The sequence below is a fragment of the Bacillus sp. EKM206B genome (genome assembly GCF_011066015.1).
Classification (GTDB): Bacteria; Bacillota; Bacilli; order Bacillales; family Bacillaceae; genus Bacillus; species Bacillus velezensis.
The window spans coordinates 26,010-52,273 of record NZ_JAAMNL010000001.1 but is presented as its reverse complement, the minus strand read 5'-3'; the positions used below and the strand labels follow the sequence as shown (position 1 = coordinate 52,273).

The 26,264-nt window shown below is 42.7% G+C and carries 23 protein-coding genes, 1 pseudogene and 1 riboswitch; of the genes and pseudogenes, 8 read left to right on the top strand and 16 right to left on the bottom strand.

Annotated elements, in window-relative coordinates; all coding sequences use genetic code 11:
• Positions 1 to 29: 29 nt before the first annotated feature.
• Complete coding sequence (locus G9F50_RS00240; RefSeq protein WP_101536297.1) at positions 30 to 1,250, bottom strand: outer membrane protein assembly factor BamB family protein; 1,221 nt, start codon at positions 1,248 to 1,250, stop codon at positions 30 to 32.
• Between the two features lie 130 nt (positions 1,251 to 1,380).
• A complete protein-coding gene (locus G9F50_RS00235) occupies positions 1,381 to 1,800 on the bottom strand; it encodes a DUF5391 family protein (protein WP_060562316.1) in 420 nt (139 codons plus the stop codon).
• A gap of 142 nt (positions 1,801 to 1,942) precedes the next feature.
• Here G9F50_RS00235 and G9F50_RS00230 point away from each other — a divergent pair, with 142 nt between their 5' ends.
• From G9F50_RS00230 to G9F50_RS00220, 3 genes are all read left to right on the top strand, one after another.
• Positions 1,943 to 2,254 carry an ArsR/SmtB family transcription factor gene (locus G9F50_RS00230; RefSeq protein WP_060562315.1) on the top strand — a complete coding sequence of 104 codons (312 nt, stop codon included), beginning with the start codon at positions 1,943 to 1,945 and terminating at the stop codon, positions 2,252 to 2,254.
• Between the two features lie 78 nt (positions 2,255 to 2,332).
• Positions 2,333 to 3,499 (top strand): MFS transporter, encoded by a 1,167-nt coding sequence (locus tag G9F50_RS00225; RefSeq protein ID WP_060562314.1) that lies wholly within the window; start codon positions 2,333 to 2,335, stop codon positions 3,497 to 3,499.
• 69 nt (positions 3,500 to 3,568) lie between these two features.
• A complete protein-coding gene (locus tag G9F50_RS00220; RefSeq protein WP_060562313.1) occupies positions 3,569 to 4,024 on the top strand; it encodes an RDD family protein in 456 nt (151 codons plus the stop codon).
• Positions 4,025 to 4,060: 36 nt separating this feature from the next.
• Here G9F50_RS00220 and G9F50_RS00215 read toward each other — a convergent pair whose 3' ends face one another.
• Positions 4,061 to 4,747 (bottom strand): VOC family protein, encoded by a 687-nt coding sequence (locus tag G9F50_RS00215; protein ID WP_060562312.1) that lies wholly within the window; start codon positions 4,745 to 4,747, stop codon positions 4,061 to 4,063.
• A 299-nt stretch (positions 4,748 to 5,046) separates the two neighbouring features.
• On the opposite strand from G9F50_RS00215, the gene ahpC reads away from it, so the two are divergent.
• Both ahpC and ahpF read left to right on the top strand, forming a co-directional pair.
• Positions 5,047 to 5,610, top strand: a complete 564-nt coding sequence (ahpC, locus tag G9F50_RS00210; protein WP_004393188.1) for an alkyl hydroperoxide reductase subunit C — start codon at positions 5,047 to 5,049, stop codon at positions 5,608 to 5,610.
• A 13-nt stretch (positions 5,611 to 5,623) separates the two neighbouring features.
• On the top strand, positions 5,624 to 7,153 hold the full coding sequence (ahpF, locus tag G9F50_RS00205) for an alkyl hydroperoxide reductase subunit F (RefSeq protein ID WP_060562311.1): 1,530 nt from the start codon (positions 5,624 to 5,626) through the stop codon (positions 7,151 to 7,153).
• 44 nt (positions 7,154 to 7,197) lie between these two features.
• Here ahpF and G9F50_RS00200 read toward each other — a convergent pair whose 3' ends face one another.
• Positions 7,198 to 8,430: a Fic family protein gene (locus G9F50_RS00200; RefSeq protein WP_020958080.1), complete on the bottom strand. Its 1,233-nt coding sequence runs from the start codon at positions 8,428 to 8,430 to the stop codon at positions 7,198 to 7,200.
• A 140-nt stretch (positions 8,431 to 8,570) separates the two neighbouring features.
• On the bottom strand, positions 8,571 to 9,917 hold the full coding sequence (locus tag G9F50_RS00195) for an amino acid permease (protein WP_060562310.1): 1,347 nt from the start codon (positions 9,915 to 9,917) through the stop codon (positions 8,571 to 8,573).
• Between the two features lie 145 nt (positions 9,918 to 10,062).
• Positions 10,063 to 10,143: riboswitch (glycine riboswitch) on the bottom strand.
• A 299-nt stretch (positions 10,144 to 10,442) separates the two neighbouring features.
• Between G9F50_RS00195 and fbp the strand changes: the two genes are divergently transcribed.
• Positions 10,443 to 12,368, top strand: a complete 1,926-nt coding sequence (gene fbp, locus G9F50_RS00190; protein ID WP_014419314.1) for a fructose-1,6-bisphosphatase — start codon at positions 10,443 to 10,445, stop codon at positions 12,366 to 12,368.
• 39 nt (positions 12,369 to 12,407) lie between these two features.
• Here the strand turns inward: fbp and G9F50_RS00185 are convergent, their stop codons facing one another.
• From G9F50_RS00185 to G9F50_RS00160, 6 genes and pseudogenes are all read right to left on the bottom strand, one after another.
• Positions 12,408 to 12,866: a (2Fe-2S)-binding protein gene (locus tag G9F50_RS00185; RefSeq protein ID WP_060562309.1), complete on the bottom strand. Its 459-nt coding sequence runs from the start codon at positions 12,864 to 12,866 to the stop codon at positions 12,408 to 12,410.
• Positions 12,859 to 13,701 (bottom strand): FAD binding domain-containing protein, encoded by an 843-nt coding sequence (locus G9F50_RS00180; protein WP_060562308.1) that lies wholly within the window; start codon positions 13,699 to 13,701, stop codon positions 12,859 to 12,861. Before G9F50_RS00180 ends, G9F50_RS00185 begins: the two co-directional genes overlap by 8 nt.
• Positions 13,688 to 16,017 (bottom strand): annotated as a pseudogene (locus tag G9F50_RS00175) (xanthine dehydrogenase family protein molybdopterin-binding subunit). The gene G9F50_RS00180 and the pseudogene G9F50_RS00175 overlap by 14 nt, the downstream one beginning before the upstream one ends.
• Before the next feature lie 5 nt (positions 16,018 to 16,022).
• The gene (locus tag G9F50_RS00170; RefSeq protein ID WP_060562306.1) at positions 16,023 to 16,643 is read right to left on the bottom strand and encodes an NTP transferase domain-containing protein; all 621 of its coding nucleotides are present in this window, start codon (positions 16,641 to 16,643) and stop codon (positions 16,023 to 16,025) included.
• A complete protein-coding gene (locus tag G9F50_RS00165) occupies positions 16,640 to 17,656 on the bottom strand; it encodes an XdhC family protein (protein ID WP_060562305.1) in 1,017 nt (338 codons plus the stop codon). Before G9F50_RS00165 ends, G9F50_RS00170 begins: the two co-directional genes overlap by 4 nt.
• A gap of 68 nt (positions 17,657 to 17,724) precedes the next feature.
• Positions 17,725 to 18,741 carry an FUSC family protein gene (locus G9F50_RS00160; protein ID WP_060562304.1) on the bottom strand — a complete coding sequence of 339 codons (1,017 nt, stop codon included), beginning with the start codon at positions 18,739 to 18,741 and terminating at the stop codon, positions 17,725 to 17,727.
• A 703-nt stretch (positions 18,742 to 19,444) separates the two neighbouring features.
• Here G9F50_RS00160 and G9F50_RS00155 point away from each other — a divergent pair.
• Positions 19,445 to 20,893: an AIPR family protein gene (locus G9F50_RS00155; protein WP_042635653.1), complete on the top strand. Its 1,449-nt coding sequence runs from the start codon at positions 19,445 to 19,447 to the stop codon at positions 20,891 to 20,893.
• The gene (locus tag G9F50_RS00150) at positions 20,877 to 21,713 is read left to right on the top strand and encodes a restriction endonuclease (RefSeq protein ID WP_060562303.1); all 837 of its coding nucleotides are present in this window, start codon (positions 20,877 to 20,879) and stop codon (positions 21,711 to 21,713) included. Before G9F50_RS00155 ends, G9F50_RS00150 begins: the two co-directional genes overlap by 17 nt.
• A 136-nt stretch (positions 21,714 to 21,849) precedes the next feature.
• Here G9F50_RS00150 and G9F50_RS00145 read toward each other — a convergent pair whose 3' ends face one another.
• The 5 genes from G9F50_RS00145 to G9F50_RS00125 form a co-directional block, all read right to left on the bottom strand.
• The gene (locus G9F50_RS00145; protein WP_060562302.1) at positions 21,850 to 23,700 is read right to left on the bottom strand and encodes an ATP-dependent nuclease; all 1,851 of its coding nucleotides are present in this window, start codon (positions 23,698 to 23,700) and stop codon (positions 21,850 to 21,852) included.
• A 47-nt stretch (positions 23,701 to 23,747) separates the two neighbouring features.
• On the bottom strand, positions 23,748 to 24,227 hold the full coding sequence (gene rlmH, locus G9F50_RS00140; protein WP_060562301.1) for a 23S rRNA (pseudouridine(1915)-N(3))-methyltransferase RlmH: 480 nt from the start codon (positions 24,225 to 24,227) through the stop codon (positions 23,748 to 23,750).
• Between the two features lie 80 nt (positions 24,228 to 24,307).
• A complete protein-coding gene (locus tag G9F50_RS00135) occupies positions 24,308 to 24,478 on the bottom strand; it encodes a CxxH/CxxC protein (RefSeq protein WP_004393147.1) in 171 nt (56 codons plus the stop codon).
• A 153-nt stretch (positions 24,479 to 24,631) separates the two neighbouring features.
• Complete coding sequence (locus G9F50_RS00130) at positions 24,632 to 24,802, bottom strand: hypothetical protein (RefSeq protein ID WP_004393146.1); 171 nt, start codon at positions 24,800 to 24,802, stop codon at positions 24,632 to 24,634.
• 289 nt (positions 24,803 to 25,091) lie between these two features.
• Positions 25,092 to 26,255, bottom strand: coding sequence for a hypothetical protein (locus G9F50_RS00125; protein ID WP_060562300.1), 1,164 nt, complete (start codon positions 26,253 to 26,255; stop codon positions 25,092 to 25,094).
• Positions 26,256 to 26,264 lie beyond the last annotated feature (9 nt).

Below are 26,264 nucleotides of genomic sequence, written 5' to 3'. Positions count from 1 at the left end.
TCCGCGCAGATGACGCGGATTCTTTTTTATTATTTTTTTGCCCCGAATGCGAGCAGTTTCGTATAAGTGCCGACATAGAGCGTGCCGTCTTCAGCCAGAACCGGGGAGGAAATGACATTGCTGTCTGTTTGATAGCGCCATTTTTCATTACCGTCAGCGTCAACCGCATAGACATTTTTATCGTCAGAACCGAAGTACACATTGCCGTCCGCATCAATCAGCGGCGCCGTTCTCACAGGCCCGTCCGTATAGAAAGACCAGTTCATATTGCCGGTTTTGCTGATGGAAAACAGCTCGCCGCTTCCGGAACCGATATACACATTGCCGTTATGGTCGATCGCTAATGAAGAGCTGGAGAAACCGTTTAACGGGAACGTCCACTTTACAGCACCCGTTGATGTATAGGCGTATAAGTTGCCGTCCTGGTTTCCGGCGTAAACAGTGCCGTCTCTATCAATAACCGGATAACCTTTAAACCCGTTGGACGTCGTTTTTGACCATTTCACTTGGCCCGTTCCGGAATTGATCGCGTAAAAGATATTATTGTACGTTGCCGTATACAGCGTGCCGTTTGACGCTAACACGGGAGCGGAGCCGACCACGCCGTTTGTTTTAAACTTCCACTTTTGCGTCCATGTCGAAGGCGACGTCGGTTTAATCGCATAGATATAGTTATCCAGCGTCGACACATACAGCGTGCCGTCAGAGCCGATAGCCGCATCGGAACTCGGCGCTCCGCTCAGCGGAACCGATGTTAAAATGGTTCCGGTTTCTTTGTCGATGAAATACAGTTTTTTATCGTGAGATGGAAGATAAATGACACCGTTTGTTCCGAGTACCGGAGTCAGCGTATAGGTCGTCCCGAGGTTTTCCGTCACCCATTTCACAGTACCGTCCGGATGATACGCCGTCAGCTTCCCGTCTTTTGATTGAATAAATACGGTGCCTTCCCCGTCAACCGCGGCTCCCGCACCGTTTTGAGGGGTGGCCGGGACATTCTTTTCCCATTTTAACGCGCCATCGGCAGTGCTTGTAAACCGGCTTTCTCTTGACCAGTTGAACATCGTCGGAGACATCGCCTGCGCGTCATACCGTCCCGCCAAGAAACCGGATGCCGCATGATTTTGTTTAAATACCGTTTCCGCAGCTTGAGCAGCCGCCGGATGCAGCCATTTTGCCCCCGGCAGATCAGAAACCGCTCCCACAGATAAAGCCGCAGCAACCGCAGCGCCGGCCGCCAATGTTTTCATTCGCAATGAAGCTGTCTTTTTTTTCAATGTCAGTTCCTCCCGTTTCTATTAAAAGCTGCTATATCACTTCGATCATACCATAATTAACCTATGAAATATTTGTATTTTCGGTAGATTTATAGAACAAATGTCACATAGCCTGCTGATGCTTCGGGGATGATCGAAACGCGGCAATATACCACACCACATTGACGATGAAAGCCGCGCCTGACCAAACGAAAAGGCCGTAATAAAGAGACAGCTCCTGCCCTAAGGAAATTGCGGTCAATAACGCCACCAACAAGACAGCCGCGCAAATGATAAGCCCGATTCCGCAAAAAACGGCCATGATGATTTTCATGACACGAATACCGAGAATATACAAAATGAGCGGGACCGCATATATAACAAAGATCTGGCCGACGGCGGCCCACATGCCCGCGGAATTAAAACGATTCGCGTTCGGCCCCGTTTCCGCAAGCGGAGAAAGCGAGACGAGGACCGGCAATAAACAAAACAGCAGAGCGGAAAGCAAGGTCACCGCAACCGCACCTTTTTTCTTTTGATTCATGTGAATATCCTCCTGACAATAACCCGGCTTTTTTACCGGTAATCTGATAATATGTTATATTTTAGCACGATTTTCACTTAATTTGAGAATGTTTTGTCAAAAACGAATTTACAAATCCAGAAAAATAGATATAATAAACGTTATGGAACCGATATTGATTCATAAAGCGCTATCTAACAAAACACGAAGTGATATTATGACGTGGCTTAAACACCCGGTAGACCATTTTGATGAAAGACCTTATCTTGATCAGGGACTCAGTTTCCGCACCGGAATTTGCGTCGGTGATATTCAGGCAAAGTCGGGGCTTGCGCAGTCCGTCATCTCCAGCTACCTGCTGACGATGCAAAAAGCCGGCCTGCTGGAATCTGAACGAATCGGAAAGTGGACCTATTACAGAAGGAATGAAAAACAAATTAAAGCCTTTGCTGACTATGTTCAGCACCAGCTATAACCATGAAAGGAGGGCTTTTTTTGTTCTAATATATCTATTTTTCTGTATATGTAGTTATAAAAGGAGGCATACATAACAATGAAAAAAAGCAGTTCCATCTTCATTCTGTTTTTGGCATTAGGGGTTTTCGGAATTATCACGACCGAAATGGGCATTATCGGCGTTCTTCCGCAGGTGGCGGACAGATTTCATATTTCTGCTTCAAAAGCGGGGTGGCTTGTCAGTATTTTCGCGTTCATCGTCGCTGTGTCGGGACCGTTTTTGACCTTGCTTGCTTCAGGCATAAACCGGAAAGTCATTCTGCTTTTGGCGGTGCTGATGTTTGCCGTTTCAAATGCGGTCTACGCGTATACGGCGCATTTCAGTGTCATGCTGGCGTTTCGGATCATTCCGGCTTTATGCCACCCGGTGTTCTTTTCTGTAGCGCTTGCGGCCGCGGCCCGGCTTGTCCCCGCCGGCCAATCCGGAAAAGCCGTAACGAAAGTCTTTTCAGGCATCACCGCCGGCTTTGCGTTCGGCGTGCCTTTCACGTCTTATCTGGCGGAGCGTCTCTCCCTTGAAGCCGCCTTCTTATTCGGCGCTATCATCAGTCTCATCGCATTCACGGGCATTCTTCTCTTTTTGCCATCCATGCCGGTCACAGAAAAAATGTCTTTCAGAAGCCAGCTCGGCATCCTTCGCAAACCGGTTTTGTGGCTCAATATCGCTGCCGTCACCTGTCTCTTTGCGGCCATGTTTTCTGTCTACAGCTATTTTGCGGAGTACCTCGGACGAGTGTCCCATATGAACGGCACATGGGTCAGCTTCATGCTGATGAGCTTCGGAGTGATTATGATAGCCGGGAATTTCGTCTTCGGCGCTTTGTTATATAAAAATATGAAAAAGACCGTCATCCTGTTTCCGCTTCTTTATACAGCCGCCTACTTGCTCATATACGGGTTTGGGACGTCTTTCGCGCCGATGGCCGTTCTCGTCTTCGTATGGGGCGCCGTTCATTCCGGCGGTCTCATTGTCAGCCAGACATGGCTTACTGCGGAAGCAAAGGAGGCGCCCGAATTCGGCAACAGCCTGTTTGTCTCTTTTTCCAACCTCGGCATCACCATCGGAACGGCGGCGGGCGGCTGGTTTATTTCACATTTGGGAATCCATCAGCTGATGTGGTGCGGCATCATGTTTGCCCTTCTGGCTTTCGGGCTGATCATGGGACGCTTGGCATGGGGAAAGAGGCTGCTCGCAGAAGCTTAAGCTCCGTTGCAAAATCCGGAATGATTACGTATAATATTCCAGATTAAAGCAAGGGAGAGAAAAAGATACATGGAAAGACCGGCAGGATTTTGGATTCGGTTTCTGGCTTACGTCATTGATCAAATCATCATAGGAATTCCGATTTTTATCATTCAATTTATGGTCTCTTTTTTATTTGCGGCAGGCGTTGCGGCGGCTGACCCCTTCATGACCGAAAATCAGTTTAACATCTCTTTTCTGGTGTTCGGCGTCATCCCGATTCTTGCGAGCTCTTTTGTGATCAGTATCTTATATTTCAGCCTGCTCACGGCCTCAAAGATGCAGGGGACACTGGGAAAAGCATTGCTCGGCCTTAAGATCGTCAATGAGGATGGCGGACGGATATCCATCGGCCAGGCCTTCGGACGCGCTTTCGCATATATCATATCTAAGCTCATTCTTTATATCGGATTCATCATGGGCGCCTTCGGAGAGAAAAAAACGCTGCACGATATCATGTGCAGCACCCGTGTTGTCTATAAATAATGACCTCAAGTCCGGGCCTTTTGAGCCCGGGCTTTTTTATGACGGCTGTGCCCGCCTGATGTCAATGCCGCCCTTTCCGTCAGCCTCAATGCGGATCGTCCCGTTCACAATGACAGACAGCGGATGGAACTCCGCATGCTGATCAGAAAAAATCCAGCGGCGGCCGCTCGGCCCTAAAAGCAAAAACGCCCCATCATTGTAATCACCCATAAAATGAAACCCATTTTCCCTAAGAGGCGCATGCTTTCTCACCGGAATGCCGAAACGCTGCAGCTCCCTCCCGGTTGATACGACTTCGGCAGCCGTCAGATTCACCTCGCCGATATTCAGAACGGACTCAATCGAAAAATGTACCGCGCTTGGCGGCGATGTTTCTCTCACGATGAATTCCGCCAGATTGTTGGACGGATCTTTGAAATAAAAGGAACGCGCCTGAATATGAGAGAAATACACCTCATCCTCCCCATCTTCCGTTTGAAAAACGACTTTATCCTTTATCCACGCCTTCGCCTCATCAAAACGATTATTCGGAATGTTAAACGCGAAATGATACGTCGGATGAGAGTGAGAATCGGCGCGCCTGAATTCCAACTCACTTTCTCCCGCCTTGATGGTAAACGAATCACCGGACTCATCAATTAAAGAAAAACCTAACACCCGTTCATAGAAGTGTTTCGTCTCCTCCAACGCACAACTGTACAAAGTAATGTTATTTATTTGCATGATCATACCCCCTTTGGTTTATACTGCCATATAGAGGGGGTGATTCCTACTGTTTCGATTCACCAATTGAGAATCCCCCTTTCGCCCAGCACTAAACATGACAAACAGCACCAAACCGCTTATACCAGGCGTTTTTAAACATCTAAAGCAAAAAAAAACAGAAAATAATACCCCATATAGCTTGACAAAAAATAAATGTTATTTAATAATCTATATATAATTAGAATTATTATTGAAAGATAAAGTGAATGCTTTGTCTTTTTAATATATTTCAAATCACATTTCAGGAGGAAGATATTATGTCTTTAATCGGAAAAGAAGTACTGCCATTCGAAGCAAAAGCTTTCAAAAACGGTGAATTCATCGATGTAACAAACGAAGATTTGAAAGGTCAATGGAGCGTTTTCTGCTTCTATCCAGCGGATTTCTCTTTCGTTTGCCCGACTGAACTTGAAGATCTTCAAGGACAATACGCTGCACTGAAAGAATTAGGTGTTGAAGTATACTCTGTTTCTACAGATACTCACTTCGTACACAAAGGCTGGCATGACAGCTCTGAAAAAATCGGCAAAATCACTTACGCAATGATCGGTGACCCATCTCAAACGATCTCCCGCAACTTCGACGTTCTTGACGAAGAAACTGGTCTTGCTGACCGCGGAACATTCATCATCGATCCTGATGGCGTTATCCAAACAGTTGAAATCAATGCAGGCGGTATCGGCCGTGACGCAAGCAACCTTGTAAACAAAGTAAAAGCAGCTCAATACGTTCGTCAAAACCCAGGTGAAGTCTGCCCGGCTAAATGGGAAGAAGGCGGCGAAACACTTACACCTAGCCTTGATTTGGTAGGTAAAATCTAAGGAGTGCATTCCATTGGTACTTGATGCAAATATCAAAGCACAATTAAATCAATACATGCAGCTAATTGAGAACGACATTGTTCTCAAAATAAGCGCCGGTGACGATGACACTTCTAAGGACATGCTGGCTCTCGTTGACGAGCTGGCTTCCATGTCATCTAAAATTTCAGTTGAAAAAACTGAATTAAACAGAACACCGAGCTTCAGCGTTAATCGTACCGGAGAAGACACAGGCGTTACATTCGCCGGTGTTCCTCTCGGCCACGAATTTACATCATTAGTGCTGGCATTGCTTCAAGTCAGCGGCAGAGCGCCTAAGGCTGATCAAAAGGTCATTGACCAGATTAAGAACATCAGCGGAGAATACCGCTTTGAATCTTATATCAGCCTGACGTGCCACAACTGCCCTGATGTCGTCCAAGCATTAAACATGATGAGCGTGCTCAACCCGAATATCACTCATACAATGATTGACGGCGCGGCATTCAAAGAAGAAGTGGAAAGCAAAAACATCATGGCTGTTCCGACTGTATTCTTAAACGGTGAATCTTTCGGAAGCGGCCGTATGACCATCGAAGAGATTCTCGCAAAAATGGGCAGCGGCGCAGATGCGTCTGAGTTTGCCGACAAAGAGCCGTTTGACGTTCTTGTTGTCGGCGGCGGACCTGCCGGCGCAAGCGCGGCGATCTACACGGCGCGTAAAGGCATCCGCACCGGTGTCGTCGCTGAACGCTTCGGCGGCCAGGTACTCGACACCATGAGCATCGAAAACTTCATCAGCGTCAAAGCGACTGAAGGACCGAAGCTCGCTGCAAGCCTTGAAGAGCACGTGAAAGATTATGATATTGACGTCATGAACCTTCAGCGCGCGAAACGCCTTGAGAAAAAAGACCTCTTCGAACTTGAACTTGAAAACGGCGCTGTACTGAAAAGTAAAACAGTGATCCTTTCAACAGGTGCCCGCTGGCGCAATGTCAACGTACCTGGTGAGCAAGAGTTCAAAAACAAAGGTGTCGCTTACTGCCCGCACTGTGACGGACCATTGTTTGAAGGCAAAGACGTAGCGGTTATCGGCGGCGGAAACTCCGGAATCGAAGCGGCGATTGACCTTGCAGGTATCGTCAATCACGTGACTGTGCTGGAATTCGCGCCTGAACTGAAAGCAGACGAAGTCCTGCAAAAACGTCTTTACAGCCTGCCAAACGTCACTGTGCACAAAAATGCACAAACGAAAGAAATCACAGGCGACCAAAACGTAAACGGCATTACGTTCGTTGACCGTGAAACAGGCGAAGAAAAACACGTTGAACTTCAAGGTGTATTCGTCCAAATCGGCCTCGTGCCTAATACAGAATGGTTAGACGAAACGGTCGAACGCAACCGCATCGGCGAAATCATCGTCGATAAGAGCGGCGCGACAAGCGTTCCCGGCCTATTTGCCGCAGGGGACTGCACAGACGGCCCGTACAACCAAATCATTATCTCCATGGGGTCAGGTGCAACTGCCGCTTTAGGCGCATTTGATTATTTGATCCGGAATTAATGTGAAAGCCGCCATATGAATGGCGGCTTTTTTACATATACTAATTAAGAAGGCAGTATTTCCTCTAAACAATCCTCGCTGATTTTATAAGATTTTGGCCTTCTGCTTACCAGCTCAACAAATCCTTGCTGTTCTAAATAATCCATTACTCTGTTAATTTTATGTCTCGATTTATTTGAGAGCTCCATTAAATCTTGCACCGACAGCGTAACCTGATCATTTACAAATACATTAATCGTGATAATGATATTAAAAATATCACGTTCATCTTTATAATCAGCCCATTGATCGCTATCAATATAGTTCCTAATTCGTTTCAGTTTCATTAAATTAAATTCAAGATCCTCAATAATTCCTTTTTGTCCTGACAGAAGCAACTCCAGCATATCCATTAAATAAAAAGTCAGCTCTCCCCGGTTTAAAGGTGCGGGAATTTCCTCTAATGCCTTATAATACTTATCTTTGTTCTTATTAACTGCGTAAGAAAAAGTGATGGCTGAATATTTTTCTAAGTATCGGGACAAATAACTCCCAACGATAAGGCGTCCTGTTCTTCCATTGCCGTCATAAAAAGGATGAATGTATTCATAGTAGTAATGAGCTGTCATGTAACGATACAGCTGGGGATGTGTTTCATCGTGAAGATAAGCAATTAAAGCCTCAAGCGCTTCTGTTATCTTCTGTTCAGAATTAACGCCGATATGGGTGGTCATGTTCCCATCGTTCACTTCAACATAGCCTTTTCTGAATAGCTCACCATCCGGCGCATCTTCTGTTCCGATTTCATCTGCGACCAGCTCGTCATATAATTCCCTAAAGTCATGAATGCTTGTAAACGACGGAATTCGGTCTATAAATTGATATGTTTTCATCAATCCGACAAACCGCTTATGTGAGGGCTCGGATTGTTCTAACGCTTTAAGAGCCTCTTTCAATTCTTTTTTTGTACTGCGGATTCCTTCAATTTCATTATTACTCTGTGCTTCATTAATAATTAATTTATCAAAATAAGGTTTGACAGCAAATTCAGGGAGCTGACTGATAAGGGATGAAATTTTGGAACTGTTTAACAACACTTCATTATTCAGCTTCATGAGTTTATGTGTATTCACATAAAATAGCTCAAATGAATCGTCCGTGGGTCGGCCTTTTCGGAACCCCCGTATGTTTAATGATGTTGAATAACTGCCATAGCTGCTTGTTCTCTTTTTAAATTCTTTTTCATATGAATCAGCATCCATTTTATAAAAAAGCTTAGATAACTTCTCATACTTCATATTATCACCTCGCTTAATTTAAAATTATACACTTTTTTTAAATTATACAATCATTATAGCCTGATTTCTAACAAATATTCTCGCTTTCCAATCAAAACAAAAAACGGCGTACTGCATGGCAGTACACCGTCTGAAGCAATTCAATCTGTCTTTCTCCCTCTCGCCCGATAGATAAGAAATAATCCAATAAACCACAGCGGCGTCAGCAGCAAAGCCGGGCGCGTTGCATCCGCAAACAGCATAATCACCAGAATGACGGCAAACAGCGCCAGCACGGCGTAATTGATAAACGGCGCAAACGGCGCCTTGAAAGACGAGCTTGCATGTAAGTCCGGACGGGTTTTCCTGTATCTGATATGACAGACAAGAATCGCGCCCCACACCCAAATGAAACAAATCGCGCTGATGGTGGTCACGATGCCAAAGGCTGCTTCCGGTATCAATTTGCTTAAAAGAGCGCCAGCTGACAGCACAATAACCGATATCCATAATGCGCGGCTCGGCACATGATTTTTATTCAGCTTCGAAAAACTTGCAGGCGCTTGTTTCGTTTTGCTTAAGTTATACAAAATCCGGCTTGTTGAAAACATCCCGCTGTTACAAGCAGAAGCGGCAGACGTTAATACGACAAAATTAATGATTCCCGCGGCTAACGGGATGCCGACCAGACTGAAGGTCTTTACAAAAGGACTTTCCGCCGCATTCAGCTGCATCCACGGATTAATACATAAAAGAATGAGCAATGCTCCGACGTAGAAAAATAAAATCCGCAATGGAATTTTATTGATAGCGGACGGAATATTTTTTTTCGGATTTGACGTTTCCGCCGCCGACACACCCACTAATTCCACACCGACATAGGCGAAGATCACCATCTGGAACGAAAGCAAAAAGCCTGAAAATCCGTTCGGAAACAAGCCGCCGTGCTCCCACAAATTCGCCGCTGAAACCGTTCCGGTATGCGTTTTGAACCCAATCACCAGCAGAACCACCCCGATGACAATTAACGCGAGAATCGTGACTACCTTAATTAAGGCGAACCAAAACTCCAATTCTCCAAAAATCTTAACCGTTAACAGATTAAGCCCTAATAAAATGAGCAAACAGATAAGTGCCGGAATCCACTGCGGAATATCAAACCAATATTTCACATACACACCGACGGCGATCACATCCGCCATAGCCGTCATAATCCAGCAAAACCAGTAGGTCCAGCCGGTGACAAACGCTGCACGCGGCCCTAAATACGCCTCGGCAATATCCGTTAATGATTGGTAGCCCGCTTTAGATAACAGCAGTTCTCCCAGCGCCCGCATGACGAAAAAAAGCGCAATACCTACAATAAAATACGCAAAGATGATAGAAGGACCCGCCAGCTGAATCGCCTTACCGGACCCTAAAAACAATCCGGTGCCGATCGTGCCGCCAATGGCGATCAGCTGCACGTGCCGATTCGATAAGTCCCTCTTTAGCTCTCGCTGCTCCACATCTGACTCCTCCTTACCTCTCTAGTGAACGACGAGCAAAAAAAGCCAATAAAAAAAGAGATTGGATGCCCTCCAATCTCATGGTCATAAGAATATCAAATTATATCTGCGCCGCTGACAATCAACAGCATGACAAATACATATTCGGTACTCTTCTGTCCTTTTGCCTGAGATTGTGAACCCTTCGGCGCCGCGGAAAACCCGCGGTCTCTCCAGAAGCCGCTCCTGCTGTAGTTCGACCCACAGCAATCATAGCCTGCTACGTATTGAGTTTCTGATAGAAATACCTATCAGCTAACTTTTTATTTTAATGGAACTTGAATGCATTGTCAATAGAGGGATGAGCTGCACGGCGTTATCCCGGTCCAATTTTTGATGCCTGAAGCGCCGTATTTTCCGTTTTCATTGTCTCAAAAAGGCGTTATGCGGTACTATCATATAAGGTCTAATCATTTAAACATTATGTCATACTTTAAATTCACTTTATCATACAATTGCTCGTAAATAAAAAGGGGATGGACGAGATTGGAAACGAAATATTTAGATCTGCTCGCACAAAAATACGATTGTGAAGAAAAAGTAGTCACGGAAATCATTAATCTGAAAGCGATACTGAACCTGCCGAAAGGAACCGAGCATTTCGTCAGTGATCTGCACGGGGAGTATCAGGCATTCCAGCACGTGCTGCGGAACGGTTCAGGAAGGGTAAAAGAGAAGATCCGCGATATTTTCAGCGGCGTCATTTACGATAGAGAAATTGATGAACTGGCGGCTTTGGTCTATTATCCGGAAGACAAACTGAAGCTGATCAAACATGACTTTGATACGAAAGAGGCATTAAACGAGTGGTATAAAGAAACGATTCACCGGATGATTAAGCTCGTTTCTTATTGTTCTTCCAAGTACACCCGCTCCAAATTGCGCAAAGCACTGCCCGCCCAATTTGCTTATATTTCTGAAGAGCTGCTGTACAAAACAGAACAAGCCGCCAACAAAGAACAATACTACTCCGAAATCATAGAACAGATCATTGCGCTCGGCCAGGCCGATAAGCTGATCACCGGCCTTGCCTACAGCACGCAGCGTTTGGTGGTCGACCATCTGCATGTTGTCGGCGATATTTATGACCGCGGACCGCAGCCGGATAAGATCATGGAAGAACTGATCAACTATCATTCAGTGGATATTCAATGGGGGAATCATGATGTTCTCTGGATAGGCGCTTATTCCGGCTCAAAAGTATGCCTGGCAAACATTATCCGCATCTGCGCCCGCTATGACAATCTGGATATTATTGAAGACGTTTACGGCATCAATCTGAGACCGCTATTGAACCTTGCCGAAAAATATTACGATGATAACCCGTCTTTCCGCCCGAAAGCGGACGAAAACAGACCGGAAGATGAGATTAAACAAATCACAAAAATTCATCAGGCGATCGCGATGATCCAATTCAAGCTTGAGAGCCCGATTATTAAGAGACGGCCGAACTTTAATATGGAGGAACGGCTGTTACTGGAAAAGATCGATTATGACCGCAATGAAATCACGCTGAACGGAAAAACATATCAACTGGAAAACACCTGCTTTGCGACGGTGAATCCCAAACAGCCTGATGAGCTGTTAGAAGAAGAAGCAGAAGTCATGGACAAGCTGCTGTTCTCTGTTCAGAACTCCGAAAAGCTGGGCCGCCATATGAATTTTATGATGAAAAAAGGCAGCCTTTATTTAAAATATAACGGCAACCTGCTGATTCACGGCTGTATTCCCGTCGATGAAAACGGCAGCATGGAAACGATGATGATAGAGGATAAAGCTTATGCGGGCCGAGAGCTGCTAGATGTTTTTGAACGGTTCTTACGGGAAGCGTTTGCCCATCCGGAAGAAACCGATGATCTGGCGACAGATATGACTTGGTACTTATGGACAGGCGAATACTCTTCCCTCTTCGGAAAACGCGCCATGACAACCTTTGAGCGGTATTTCATTAAAGAGAAGGAAACGCATAAAGAAAAGAAAAACCCGTATTACTATTTGCGTGAAGACGAAGCAGCCTGCCGAAACATCCTGAAGGAATTCGGCCTCAACCCGGATCATGGCCATATCATCAACGGCCATACACCGGTAAAAGAAATCGAAGGCGAAGATCCGATCAAGGCAAACGGAAAAATGATCGTCATCGACGGCGGCTTCTCCAAAGCCTACCAATCCACAACAGGCATCGCCGGCTACACGCTCTTATACAACTCCTACGGCATGCAGCTCGTCGCCCATAAACACTTTAACTCCAAGGCCGAAGTGCTGAGCACCGGAACCGACGTCTTAACAGTGAAACGATTAGTCGACAAAGAGCTGGAGCGTAAGAAAGTGAAAGAAACAAACGTCGGTGAAGAACTGATGAAAGAAGTGGCGATTTTGGAGAAGCTGCGGGAGTATCGGTATATGAAGTGAAGAATATGGAGTTCAGGGATGATTCTCTGGGCTCTTTTTTTACGGTTTCCCTGTATGTAAAACGGATTTAACCGCTTCTTCAATCTCCCTATAACCCGTACATCTGCAAATATTGGACTCCAGCCAATTTTTTATCGTGTCATCACTTGCATTCGGCTCAGTATTCACTAAAGCATGACAATTCATGAGAAAACCCGGTGTGCAATAACCGCATTGAAACGCGAATTTTTCAATAAAAGCCTTTTGAATCGGCGTATTGATCAGTCCTTCAATTGTCGTAATGTCCTTTCCTTCCCCTTCTGCCGCAAGCATTAAGCAAGATTTCATCGGCACCCCGTCCGTTAATACCGTACAGGCGCCGCAATCCCCATTTAAGCAGCCCGGTTTTGCACCAGTTAATCCGAGACGAAGACGAAGAGCAAATAACAAAGTATCAGTCGGCCTGACCGTAACCTGTCTTTCCTCGCCATTTACTTTCAACGTAATAGGATCAGACATTTGGACCTCCTTCTAATTCCCGTAGGGCATCTAAAATTGTATTTTGCAAGACAAATATTCGGTATTCACTTGAGCCTTCTGCATCATCAAGAACGGGTTTGGGTACATACTGTAAAGACCTGCGCACTCTTTCTTCTGCTGATCGGCTTTTATCGTTAAGCACAGCCTCCATTTCAGCAGAACGAAACGGAAATGGACATACGCCGCTGAAGGCCATTCTGATCTCATCATCTTTTTTCAGCGCACAGACTGTCACCAATGGATACCCGACATTCCACTGCTGTCTTCTTTTGATACTGACAAATGGCAGGTCAACGTACGCTCGATCGACAACGACATGAAATAAAAAATCACCTTTTTGCAACTGTATTTCCTTGTTAAATACTTTATTTATGGGACGGTAATGAATCCCCGCTCTCCCTGCAATCCCTATCAAACTATCAGAAATCAGCAACGGCAGCACGGCCTCACGGTAATAGATGCCCCCGCAAATGTTTCCGCCCAGGCTGATCTTATTTCGAGTCGTCCGATCGGCTATTTCACTGACTGTTTTACTTAATAGCGGAAATGGATTTTCTTCCTCCAGTTTCGTTAATGACACGCCCGCTCCGATCACCAGATCATTTTCATAAAAGCGGATGGTTTGAAATTCCGGAAGCGCGTTCATATCTATCGCCGCATCCGTATAGATGATATTCAGCCTTCCTAACGTGATAATTTCCGTGCCGCCGGAATAATACATTGGTGTTTTCTTTTCGGCCGCAAGCGAGTGAAATAGATTGATTGTTTCTTGAATGGTCTTCGGTTTAAAATAATCAAAATCAAACGGTATCATCTTTCCACCCCTCTTGCGTCCTCCATAATCGTTCGGGAATGAGAGGAAGTTGATTCAATTGGACACCTAAAGCGGCGGAAAGGCAATTTCCCAATGCTGCCGGCATCCCCAACAGTCCGTGTTCCCCGCCTCCGCGCGCTCCATAAGGGGCAATCACATGCGGGGTTTCAACAAATTCAATGATATATTCAGGCTGCTCTCCATAGTGAAGGGGGCGGTATGTTCTAAGCTGAGGATTTAATACTCTGCCATATGAATCAAATACAAAGGTTTCTCTTCCTCCAAATGCGATTCCCATACTCATCCCCCCCATCACTTGACCCCTAGCAGCTTTTTCATTCAGTACAGTTCCTATATCCACAACAGAATAGGCTTTTGTAATTCGATACGTATAATCCCGTTTATCCAACTCAACTTCAATTCCCTGAGCACCGACAGCCCACTCGGGTCCTGGCTTCCCTCTTCCCGTTTCCCGGTCTAAATTCGTCATCCGGGTTAATGTGTAATTGCCGCTCGCAATGATTTGGCCGCCAATGGTATTTCCATTCGGAAACGTATATCCGTAAGCAATGTCTTTTATTTCAACATGTACAGAAGGATGATCTATAAAATAAACCTTTCCGTCGGCCACTTCCAATTCCTCGACAGGAACCCGCAACACACATGATGCCACGTCCTTCAGCTTTCGAATGGCTTCCTCCGCTGCATTCAGTACGGCATTTCCGGCCATTAACGTCCCTCTGCTCCCCACGGTTTTCCAATGCTCGGGTGTTGTTTGTGTATCTATAAGCATTTTTACATGAATTTTGCTTATATCCATTTTCATTCGTTCCGCCAGGATTTGGGCTAGCACTGTTTTTGTCCCTGTTCCAATTTCCACTACCCCTGACATCAAATTAATGCTTCCATCGGGATTAAAGGTTAGAATCACCCCGGACGTTGCATTTGTATCAAATGTTGAGGTTTTCCAAATGCAGCTGATTCCCTTCGCCCGTATCTTCCGGCCATCGATTTCAATTCGCTGTCCCTCGTCCCAATTCATTAATTCCTTTAATCTTTCAATGCACTTCGGCACATTTCCGACCGTGCTTGAATTGAGAAGAACTTGAGTCGGTGTGGTGTCGCCGGGGCGAATGGCATTTTTATAGCGGAGTTCTAACGGGTCCATGTTCAGCTTTTCCGCCAATACATCCATCGTCCGCTCAAAGGCAAATAACACTTCAGCATGGCTGTAGCCCCTGAATGCACTTGGATATGGATGATTCGTATACATACAATATGAATCACACCGTATATGATCGATCGCGTACGGACCCGTACAATCAACCACCGCAGCCCGGCTGATGTCCACTCCTTATCAGAATACGCTCCGCCATCAAATAAAAGCTGAATGTCTGCCGCCTTTAAGATTCCATCCTTTGTAGCCCCTAATTTGACAATGGCATCCAACCCGATATGAACGGGAGATGTGATCAGATCCTCTTCTCTCGTATTAAACAATTTGACGGGCCGGCCTCCAACCGCTTTTGATGCCAAATAGGCAATCACCTCTAACTGAACGGCTGCTTTTCCCCCGTACGCTCCTCCTACTAAAGGCGTTTTGACGATCACCTTTCCGGGTTCGATTCCAAAATACCAATGCATTAATTTTTTAATGGCAAAAGGAGCTTGAGAGGATGTGGTAATGATAATCTCCTCATCCGCCCGAATTTCAACAATCGAGCATCTTGTCTCCATCGCAGCGTGATCAGAAGGGTTAAAGGAAATCTCGAATTCTGCTGTCACATCACTTTCCCTAAACCCGTCTTCAGTATTTCCTTTTCTAACCTTATCCAGGTTTGCGATATTGGTCTTCGGAACCGGGAATACACCTTTTGTCTTCTCATAGCGGTCCGCATGTTCATGGACGAGCGGCGCATCCTTTTGAAAGGCCTCACGGGGGGAATTGACGACGGGAAGAGGTTTATAGGAAACTTTGATGGCATCCGCTGCCTTTTTAGCTGTAATCGGATTTTCCGCAACAACAACAGCAACCGGCTCACCATGGTATCTGACCCTTTTATAAGCAATCGGCGATCTGTCTTTAATTTCCTCACCTGCAAGCGGAAAAGGTTCATCACCCAATATCGCTCTCACGCCGGGAATCTTCCAAGCTTCTGAAAAGTCCATAGACACAATATCGGCATGAGCATATGGACTGACCAGCATTTTTGCGTGTAATGTGCCTGTTTCTTGAAAATCATCCGTATATTTCGCTTTACCCGTCACTTTTTCAAGGGCGTCTTTCCGAATGACACTCTTCCCGATATACTCCAACTCATTCACTCCCCGAATTTATTCAGCAGCAGCGTATAATCTTCAACTGTATCGACGTCATAAAAAAGCAAAGGGTCTTGAAAGCTGATCATTTTTCCCGTATTGATCATACTTTCACGGATGACATGCCGGGCGCCCTGATCTCCCTTTAACTGATGCAATACCGGAAAACATTGATTTGAGAATAAAATGGGGGGCATAGGAAGATGTTGATTTTCAGCGGAGATAAATGAATAACAGGGCTCCTTTTGATAGGAATCAATTAACGTATTGATGATATCTGAGGTGACAAACGGCTGATCTGCCAGGAGAATGATAACAGCGTCAGCCTCGTACTCTGCCGCTTTTTGTAAACCGCATTGTATAGAATGGCCTTGGCCCTTATCCGCTTGCTCACATTCTGACTGACTCCACTTATTTGATATGGGATCTAAAAAGAAAAAATCCGAAAGCCAATGCAGTGGATCTCCCTTTCCCGTAATAACGAAAATATGATCTAATTTAGATAACAAGGCATTTTTAAGAGCCATACTTCCAAGGGAAACTCCATTGAGAACTAAACTTCGCTTATCCGTCCCCATGCGTCTGCTTGTACCGGCTGCCAGGTAAATGGCTGCTGTTTTCATAAAGCAGACCTTTGCTTTCGCATTTCTTTAATCATCTCGCCGACAATGCTTACAGCAATCTCCTCAGGCCCTTGTGCCCCGATGGGAAGCCCAATAGGGGAATGAATATCCTCCGGAATCTCCGCTCCGCCTAATAGCCGCTCGGTGCGCCTTCTGGGGCCTAATACACCTTTATAAAACACATTCTCGTTTTTTAATGTATGTAAAATGATCTGATCTTTTTGAAAGCTGTGCGTCATAATGACAACAAAATCTCTTTGGGTCATGCACAGGCCTTCCATGACTTCTTCCGGTGCTCCTGTTATCAAATGGCCGGCTTCAGGAAAATGGCCGTGATGACATAAAGCGGGACGCCAGTCAATCACCGTCACATGAAAGCCAGTGCCAGCTGCCAAAGAAACTAACGGCTTCGCATCTTCCCCTGCTCCGAAGACATATAAACAAGGTTTTGGCACCATCTGATGAATAAAAAATAAATCAGAGGTATGTTCATCCCTCTTGATTCCCTTTTCCGTCTGTCTCAGTTTTTGAATGCAGCCTTGTTCCATAACATCCCCGGTTCCAAACACGCTGCCGTCTTCCACTATGTACAGATCTTCCTTCGGCTCTAACGTTTTAGTGAATCGTTTCATTCGGGTCACAGACTTTTTTTCATCTAAGCATGTCTTGACTGTCATCAGATGTCTTTCCAATTCTCCTTTTACAGGCTCAAGAAAAACCGTCAAAACACCATTACAGCCAACGCCCTGTCCCCAGGATAAATCGTCTTCCGCGCTCATATCAAAGCGGACAATCACCGGCTCTCCTGCAGTCCAGACCTGTTCTGACCGTTCAACGAGATCTTCTTCCAGACAACCGGCGGATAACATTCCGACTCTTGTTTTGTCCCCTAAAATCAGCATGGAGGCGCCTTCTTTCTTATAAGCGGACCCCTCAGTTTGAATGATGGTAGCCAGTACCTTAGCTTTTTTAGAAGTGGCGATGACATCCAAAATCCGGTGTATATCATCCATTTCATGTCCCCCGTTTTACCTGATCATATCTGCATCTGTATATCCGTATTCTTTAATTCCGGAAAACATTACAAACGCTTCAGCAATTTCTTCGTTTCTAAAAAAAAAGAGTCTTTATAGACCTTATGACCGGGCGGCGGGTGCGACAGCATGTCGGAACGGAGAGATTCCAATAACATGTCCTGTTCCTTCTGTTTCCAATTGTCTGTTTCACCCTGCTGTATGCCTTTAAAACCCGCAAAGTATTCACTTAACACTTGTAAATCATTCCCCAGCTCTATTTTGTCACTTGAAGATAACTCCCCCTCTTTTTCCCATTCTTTTAACGTTTTCACTATATTTGATAAATACTCAAATCCGGCGTTCAACTTTTGCATCTCAATTTGATAGCTTGAAATGATATTTTTATGTTTTTTTCTGACGGGGTTGAATTTTAAGCTGTCAGAGGCTGTTTGCAACATCTCTTTTGCCGTATGCAGCTCCTGCAGAAGATTGTTCATTCTATACGCCATAAGGTTCCCTTTTCCTTGTCCCCACTCTGATTGCACCCATTTGGAAAGGTCTGAAAGTGTGCCGGAAAGCTGACGAGCCAATGTTTGAAAAGAGTCCGCTGCCTTTTTTGTGTAGTCCGGCGGGAAAAGGAACATGTGAACCAGAATGGCAATGATGACGCCGATCACCGTATCGATGATTCGGTCGAATGCATAATCTTTAGAGTTTCGTTCAAACGTAAAGACCAATAAAATGGTGAGCGCTACCTGATGTAAAACCGTTACATCTATTCGTAACCACTTCGCAATGTAAGTTCCGCCTAATAGGAACAGCCCCAGCATCCAGCCATTCATTGGCAAGTGACTGACAAGATAGGATGTTAGCATGATCCCAATCGCAGTTCCCGCAATACGATGAAAAGAAAAGCGAATCGACTGATCTATCGTTGGCTGCAAACATAAGATAACAGACAGAGGCGCTAAATACGGGTGATCAGAGCCGACCAGTTTTGCCGCTTCCCACGAAACAGCAGATGCAATCGCCATCTTCCAAACCAAAGATGTTTTGTTTTGAATTTTTCCACTTTTCATCATACGCCCCCTCCTTTCAGAAACCTTTTCCACTAGGTTTCCGTGACGCAAAGGGATTTATACTGTCGTGTGGAAAAAGCGGAAGAAGCTGTGATTCAAGGGGGAATTCTTGAATGACAGCTTCTTTTTGGGGTTGGGGAAGCATTGGGAGGAAGAGGAATATTTGGATCTTTGAAAGCTAAACTGTACGTGAATAATGAGCACCGTTTGATTACTCGAAAATCTTTTATAATTATAAGGCGATCGCAGTATATTGTACAGTCTAACAGTTTATCGTTGTGAAAATTCGCAGACTTTGATAATGACAAACAATGGAGTAATTCGCCAAATCACTTTAGTGGCTAGACATTGAATACGAACATTTCCATACAATTGTACTACGTCTACCGTTAAATGCGTGATACTGTCACATCCGCCACTAAGGTAGTGGATCATTAAAATCCAGCACTCTTCACATAGAATCTGAGGCATTATTGGTGAGGGATTGGAGTATTTATTTGACTGGTTGGGTTGTTATCGAAGCATTATCAAAAAGTTACTTATTACCTTTTTGATAATGCTTAAGAATATCTTGGGCTTTTTTGAGTGTTAATAATTTTAACTTTGCCCACTATCAAAGTTATCAATTAGATATTTGTTAATAAGGTATGGTATAATATACTAAATTAATATATTTTAAACAATTAATTATTAGGGGAGAAATTATATGCCTATTATTCTAAAACGCTTTGAGGAAGATGAAAAAAACTTCATTTTAAGAGTTCGTAGCGATCAAATAACAATCATGTACAATCCACATGATTTAAGAAGATATCTTTCTAATAATGGCCATATGCCTAAATCGAATGATTGGGAACACACTCTTATATATTCTGCATACGTTCATGTGATGGATCTTGGATTAGGAAATGAGATAAGCATTCCTATGAAAAAGAATCCAAGAGAACAAAATATAAAAACCACTCCATCAAGAAGAATTGCCCAGAGTTTGAAAAATACAGAAATAGCAAAAGATGGGCGTCCTCACAATCAAGCTTTCTACCTATTAAATAGAGGAATAGTGCTAGTTGCTCACAAAGTTACGATTCTCTGTAATATAGTTTTTGAAAATGAAACCGATGTCAATCCTGAAATTCTGGAAATTGTTATGAATAAAGAAAATGAAGGAAATATCGATGGTGGGCATACTTATAAAATAATTAAAAATACAGTAATGGATTATAAAATGAACGAAGAGCTACTTGATGCTTTTGTCAGGTTTGAAATTACAGTTAACTTCACAGATGTTCCTCGTTTAGCCGAAGCCAGAAATACCTCTGCACAAGTTCTAACACGGTCAATTGTAAATTTACAAGGTGGATTTGACATACTTAAAGACCTTTTATCAAATCTACCTTTCGCTAACAGAATAATGTATAAACAGTTTGAGAAAAAAGAAGATGGTCCCAAAATGTTGCCCGTTGAAAATGTTATTCGTTTAATGGATTTGTTTAACCTAGAAAAAACCCCAAAATATTCAACAAAGTCTAAATATAGTCGTAAACCTTCAGTTCCATCACTAAAATGGGCATCAGGTGCTGATCCAATTATAAAGGCATATACTCAAGAAATAGAGAATGCTGCTGAAGAAGAACGTGATTCTGAATATGTAAAAATGGCAGGAATAATTCCGGGAATTTTTGATATCTATACATTCTTGGAGAAAAATATACCTGATATATACAACAGAGTTGGTGCTACAGACTCAAACAGTTCTGGTAATTATGCACTTATTGCTTTTTCTAAATCAGACAAAAAAGAAGTTTATAAAAATTTTCGTAATATTACCACCTATTCTGATGGTAAAAAAACCGGCTTAAACGGAATGAAATTCGATGTCCCCGCTGGTTTAGTGCACCCTATCGTGGGTTCATTTCGAATGCTAGTTACAAAGAATGACAATGGATATTACAAATGGGTAGATGGTTTTGACCCTGATAATCATAAGGAACTTGAAGAGATGGTAGAACCTCTTGTTAGTTATCTTGTGACAAAAGCTAGAAATGAAAATGTTGATAAAATAGCAAAAAGCAACGAACACTGGAACTATTGTTTATTGACAATGGATCAAGTTAGACAGAGTATTGAGGAAAGAGAAAATGTTAACAATGAATGATTTTGTTGTTGAAGTTTTAAAAACAATATTAAAGAATGTAAGTGAGACATCATGTACCAAGGAAAAACTTATCAAAAATATCAAAAATGACTTAGATGAAGATATTGAGGATTATGATGTAAATCCAATTCTTGAAAAAACTTTTGAACTCAATATTATAAAAGAATTGAACGGAGGACTGCTTCTTCTAACAGAATACGGAAGAGAATTTGTGATTAATACTGATACCAACATTAGTGATTTTTGGTGTAACCAAAACTACAAAGAAGCTTTTGAGAAATTACAGATACAAGAAACCCCATTTGCAAGCAAACATTTCGAGACACTGAATTCGTTAATAAAAGTTTATGATGAGTATTCTACTAATCTAAGAAAATATCTCAAATCTTTACTTTTGAGTATGAGCCCTTATAAATTTGAACAATTGGTAATTGACGTTTTAGTAACAACAAAAGAAGCACCTTTAGGTGAAGTTACTAAAAAAAGTGGGGACGGGGGTATTGATGGTTTACTATATAGAACTTTACTTAAACAAGGAGAAATACCAGTTCAGATAAAAAGATATTCTGAAAATAATCTAGTAGGCGAACAAGATATACGAGATTTTATTGGAGCATGGAGTCAGAAACATAGCAATGGTGCTTATTTTGTCACTACATCTAATTATACCAATAAAGCAAAAATAAAAAGCAAAGAGCGTGGGATTATTCTCATAGATGGAAACCTATTAGTTGATTTAATGATTAACCATCGTTTCGGCTTACAGGAAACTAATAGTCTGAAATTCTGTTTAACTCCTTCATTGGAATTTTTCAGTTAATCTAGAAGGAGATGGGTATTTTTTCATCTCCTTCTAGATTAGTTCTTTTATTTTAATTTTTCACCTTTATTATAAGGCTCTTCGCAAACATCTTATACATGTTGTTAAAGAGAATATATATTGAATAAATTAACTTTTAATCAAAACCAATCTCACTCAATATTGCTTTCTTCAGGCTGTTTACTTCATCTATATTCAATCTTATACTTTCTCTAACTAATAATTGAATAAATCTTTCATATTTTATACCCTCTACAAAGTCATTAACAAATTGCTTTAAGATATCCCTCCCCGGCGGGAGATCTTTCCATATAGAATCCCAATTTTCTTTTATGTAATCATTTTTTTCTTTTAATATAGTGACTATACGGTCATTATCAAGAATTTCATTTATACGTTCACGTTGCGCACAAACTCTCTCCTTAAGTCTTCCTTCTAAGTTTCTACCACCTACATTAAAGTCGAATTTCCTCATTTCCTCATGTAATTCAAATGCAATCCATTGAGCAATAACATCTTCTTTTTGATTATCTGCAATCTCTTTTAATCTGTATTCTATCTCAGTCGAATTAGTAAAAACCTGAAGACCTAATGTCGCCATTGCTGAGAAAATTGCATCACCATTTATAAAATAATTTTCAATGTGATATTTGCTTAAAACATGAATTTTCTGGTTAAGTTTCACTCTAAGCTCATCGATTTGAGATGTTACTAGAAAATCCTTATCTCTGACTAAATAAAAATCCGATGCTTTGCTTGCTTCTGTTAGCAAGTCAACTACTGCATTACTTACCCTCATTAGGTTGTTAATACCAGTAGATTGAACAAAACTTAATTGATCTTTATAGTCCTCAAATAATAGTTGAAAAAATTCTTTATCTGTTTTTCCCTCAACAAAAATAACTTTTTGTGATATTAACTGTAAACCCACATTCGCTCCTAAAGATTTAAATGTTTCAAACTTGTCTTCATCACTGATAAGTCTATAAATTTGATTTTTACCAGTATAATGGACTATTTGAAAGACATCTTTATAATTAGCAGAATCTAATATTTCATAAGAATGCGTTGCTAACCAAATTTGGTTATTACCTTGTAATTGCTTTAAATGTGATGATAATAATTTTTCAAGATTTGCATTAAGGTGTAATTCCGGTTCGTCATATAAAAATATATAACTTTCAGCCTGTATCCATTTTAAATTAACAAATAACATTACTATTTCTTTTTCACCAGAACTTAGTTCGTCAATATCATGTATTAATTCTTCATATTTAACTGGGAAGACTAATCCGCTAGTGTCTCTTTTGACTCCTAAGAATTTTTTGGGTTTTATATACGAATTAATTATATGAACTAACTCCTTAAGTTCATTACCAATTTCTCCAGTTTCAACAACCTTAATTAAATCATCGAAGTAAATAGCTGCTAAATAATCTTTAACCCTTTCAAAAAGCGCGTCATTCTCATTTCTTCTTCTAAATCTATTTTTATCTTCATCGTCGTAGAAACGAGCCAAAGAACTTAGATTTATTTCCTTATTTGATTTTGCTGTTAAGGTTCGATTTGCATGAATATGATTAATCTGAGAAAATTTATTTCCTTTGAGTAGTAATTCTCCTAATTCATTGTCGAATCTACAATTATTAATATCAGTAAAATCAATCTTTCCAGTAATTAGGTCTTTATCTGTTTTGATAAAGACTTTTTCTTTTTCAGATAACTCAAATGTAATTTCTATTTCTCCCTTTTCTAATTCATCTATAAATGGAGGCTGGCTGTTAAAGTCGATTCTTCTTTGCAAACCATATTTTAAATCATTTATATAAATTCGTTTTGTTATCCTTTGAAATTGTTTAATTGCTTTAAAAATAGTTGATTTACCAACCCCATTCGGACCCGCTATTACTACAAAATCAGGTATTTCATTCATTTCTATGTACCTAATGGCATTATAATTGCGTATCATTAACTTTCTTATTTTCATTTCATAACTCCTTTAAATCCCATTCGGGATATTTTGGGGAAACACACTCACTTATGATAAGGCTCCCCACGATTAATCCGGAACGCCCGATAAATCTGCTCCACTAAAATCAACCGCATCAACTGATGAGGAAACGTCATCTTCGAGAATGACAGCTTGTCATCTGCCCGTTTCATGACGGCGTTGCTTAGGCCGAGTGAGCCGCCGATGACGAAGGTGATTTTGCTTTTTCCATAAGTCGCCAGCTTATCTATTGTATCGGCCAGTTCTTCGGATGTTTTCATTTTTCCTTCGATGGCGAGGGCGATGACGTGGGTGTCCGGGCTGATTTTGGCCAGGATGCGTTCGCCTTCTTTGTCTTTGACGATTTTCATGTCTTGGTCGCTCAGGTTTTCCGGGGCTTTTTCGTCCGGGAGTTCGATGATGTCGATTTTTGCGTAGGCTGAGAGTCGTTTTTTGTATTCTTCAATGCCTTGCTTGAGGTATTTTTCTTTTAGTTTTCCGATGGTCACAATATTGATATTCACAGGTCATCCCCACTTTAGAAACAAGTTATTCATATATATTGTCCACAATTGTGGATATCTTTTCTGTATTTTGTGTAGGATCATTCGTTCCCTACTAGATATGTTGCAGTGTCCCCACATAATTCACAGGCTGTGGATAAACTGTTAGTATGTTCGATTTTTCTGATTTCGGGCGGAAGCTCATGATCATCTATGTACATGTCCAGCACGGTTTCGATATGTTCTTCACAAGAATAATAAGCGGTTTTCATTGTTACATCCTCCGATTTTCTTTTGCACGCAGCAATTGTTCTCTTTTCAATATAACCTATTTATACACATGTTAGTAGTGCTTCGGGCTGAGTTTTATCCACAATTCGGCAAATCACGCGCAAAAAGAGCCGGCGTTTGCAGCATCCGGCTCTTTACGTGTTTTCTCTTTTTTCTAAGCGAAGGACGAACAGAATTCCTAATAGACACGCCAGCAGCGTACAGCATACATCGATCCAGTCCGGCTTTCCGCCGTTTAAAAAAGAGTTGGTTATTACGGAAACCAGGAGAATGGTTACGGTCACCGCGGCAAGCTTTTTCTTCATCGGCTCCCTCCTAAATTCCTCTATCTCTATGTTCGGTCGGCTTTTTTCTTGCTATATAGTCTTATCATGAGGGTCACAACGATATATACAATCATCATCAATGCCCCGTTACTCACATCAGGGTATCCAATCAACATATTCATTATGACAAAAACAATGGTTATACAAATGACGGACAACAATAAGAAGATACTGAATGATTTCAAATGACCACCTTCTTTCTTGCAGTAACGTTTCATTATAAAAAGCTTACCAAAAGCGGCAAGCTCTTCCGAAATGTTTATACTCTTCAAAACCCACCCATCACCTGCACATCATACAGCTTGAAATGGCTTTTCGGCGTGATGATGTTTTTTAAGTTTGGGATGGTTCGGTCGTTCAGCTTTTTGCCCGTTTTCAGGTCGAAGGATTCGATTTTGGCGGGCTTTTTGTAGCTGTACGTAAACAGATACAGCTTTCCGTTTTGATGGGTCAGCTCTTTAAAGTCGGCTTTCATTCGTGATGCGGGGAGCTTGAAGGCTTTTTTGCTTTTTCCGGTCTCAGGGTTGATACGGTACACGTTTCCGAAGCCGTCAACGAAATAGAAGCTGCGCTGCTCCATGAAAAAGCTTTTTTTGAAGCTGAACGGCATGGAGTCATAGATCGTCTGTTCGTCATTTTTATAAGCGGCGATGTCATACGTTTTGATGGCGCCGCTGTTTTTCATGACTTTCACCATTTGATAGATGTGATCTGCTTTTTCCCCTCTGGTGACAAAGCAGACGGCGCTGTCGTCGGCGGCGAGCTGGGATTCGACAGACGTGCCTTCTTTATACGTCCATGTCGCGATTGATGTTGTATGGAGCTTCTCTTTATCAGCCTGAATGTCTTGAACGTGATAGCCTTTTTCGTCATCTGTCGGCGTGAGTGCGAAAAGATGATCTTTAAAAAAGCCTGAAGCGCGGATGTAGTGCGGGATGACGTCTTGCTTCCACCTGCCGTCAATCTGGCGGTACAGCTCTGAGCGATAGCTGCCGCCGCTCTTGTCGTAGCCCGAATTATACAGCGTGTAAAAGCCTTTCGCCCGTTCGATATATCCCGCGCTGTCTCCCGTATGCTGGTACGCTCTTTTATATGTGTGAAGGCCATTTTGAACGGTGTAGATTCCTTTTTTGTCCTCCAGCAGGACGCTTTCGTCATGCACTTTGGCCGATCCGAGCTCAAGCCCCTTCATGTGATAAGAAGAAAGCCGTCCTTTTTCATCGGCGAAGAGGGCGTAGCTTTTTCCGCCGCCGAACGTGTCTTGATCAGCCGCCGTGGAGAAATACAGCAGCGCCTCTTTATCTTTCAGAAAATCAGGGTCATTTAATGTGTCTCTCGCAACCTCCGCAGGATCTTCCGTGCGGAAATAGAAGAAGCATAAAACCGCTGCGGCGGCGATGATCACTAAGGGTATCCAGATGATTTTTTTCACGTTGTTCTC

What these genes read in the sequence shown, in the direction of transcription:
- G9F50_RS00150 (WP_060562303.1), top strand. Translation starts at nt 20,877, where the DNA reads ATGTTAACAATGAATGATTTTGTTGTTGAAGTTTTAAAAACAATATTA.
- G9F50_RS00240 (WP_101536297.1), bottom strand. Translation starts at nt 1,250, where the DNA reads ATGAAAACATTGGCGGCCGGCGCTGCGGTTGCTGCGGCTTTATCTGTG.
- G9F50_RS00220 (WP_060562313.1), top strand. Translation starts at nt 3,569, where the DNA reads ATGGAAAGACCGGCAGGATTTTGGATTCGGTTTCTGGCTTACGTCATT.
- ahpC (WP_004393188.1), top strand. Translation starts at nt 5,047, where the DNA reads ATGTCTTTAATCGGAAAAGAAGTACTGCCATTCGAAGCAAAAGCTTTC.
- G9F50_RS00130 (WP_004393146.1), bottom strand. Translation starts at nt 24,802, where the DNA reads ATGAAGAAAAAGCTTGCCGCGGTGACCGTAACCATTCTCCTGGTTTCC.
- G9F50_RS00185 (WP_060562309.1), bottom strand. Translation starts at nt 12,866, where the DNA reads ATGTCTGATCCTATTACGTTGAAAGTAAATGGCGAGGAAAGACAGGTT.
- G9F50_RS00230 (WP_060562315.1), top strand. Translation starts at nt 1,943, where the DNA reads ATGGAACCGATATTGATTCATAAAGCGCTATCTAACAAAACACGAAGT.
- G9F50_RS00235 (WP_060562316.1), bottom strand. Translation starts at nt 1,800, where the DNA reads ATGAATCAAAAGAAAAAAGGTGCGGTTGCGGTGACCTTGCTTTCCGCT.
- G9F50_RS00165 (WP_060562305.1), bottom strand. Translation starts at nt 17,656, where the DNA reads ATGGATGATATACACCGGATTTTGGATGTCATCGCCACTTCTAAAAAA.
- G9F50_RS00200 (WP_020958080.1), bottom strand. Translation starts at nt 8,430, where the DNA reads ATGAAGTATGAGAAGTTATCTAAGCTTTTTTATAAAATGGATGCTGAT.
- G9F50_RS00135 (WP_004393147.1), bottom strand. Translation starts at nt 24,478, where the DNA reads ATGAAAACCGCTTATTATTCTTGTGAAGAACATATCGAAACCGTGCTG.
- G9F50_RS00170 (WP_060562306.1), bottom strand. Translation starts at nt 16,643, where the DNA reads ATGAAAACAGCAGCCATTTACCTGGCAGCCGGTACAAGCAGACGCATG.
- G9F50_RS00225 (WP_060562314.1), top strand. Translation starts at nt 2,333, where the DNA reads ATGAAAAAAAGCAGTTCCATCTTCATTCTGTTTTTGGCATTAGGGGTT.
- G9F50_RS00145 (WP_060562302.1), bottom strand. Translation starts at nt 23,700, where the DNA reads ATGAAAATAAGAAAGTTAATGATACGCAATTATAATGCCATTAGGTAC.
- G9F50_RS00160 (WP_060562304.1), bottom strand. Translation starts at nt 18,741, where the DNA reads ATGATGAAAAGTGGAAAAATTCAAAACAAAACATCTTTGGTTTGGAAG.
- G9F50_RS00215 (WP_060562312.1), bottom strand. Translation starts at nt 4,747, where the DNA reads ATGCAAATAAATAACATTACTTTGTACAGTTGTGCGTTGGAGGAGACG.
- G9F50_RS00155 (WP_042635653.1), top strand. Translation starts at nt 19,445, where the DNA reads ATGCCTATTATTCTAAAACGCTTTGAGGAAGATGAAAAAAACTTCATT.
- G9F50_RS00180 (WP_060562308.1), bottom strand. Translation starts at nt 13,701, where the DNA reads ATGATACCGTTTGATTTTGATTATTTTAAACCGAAGACCATTCAAGAA.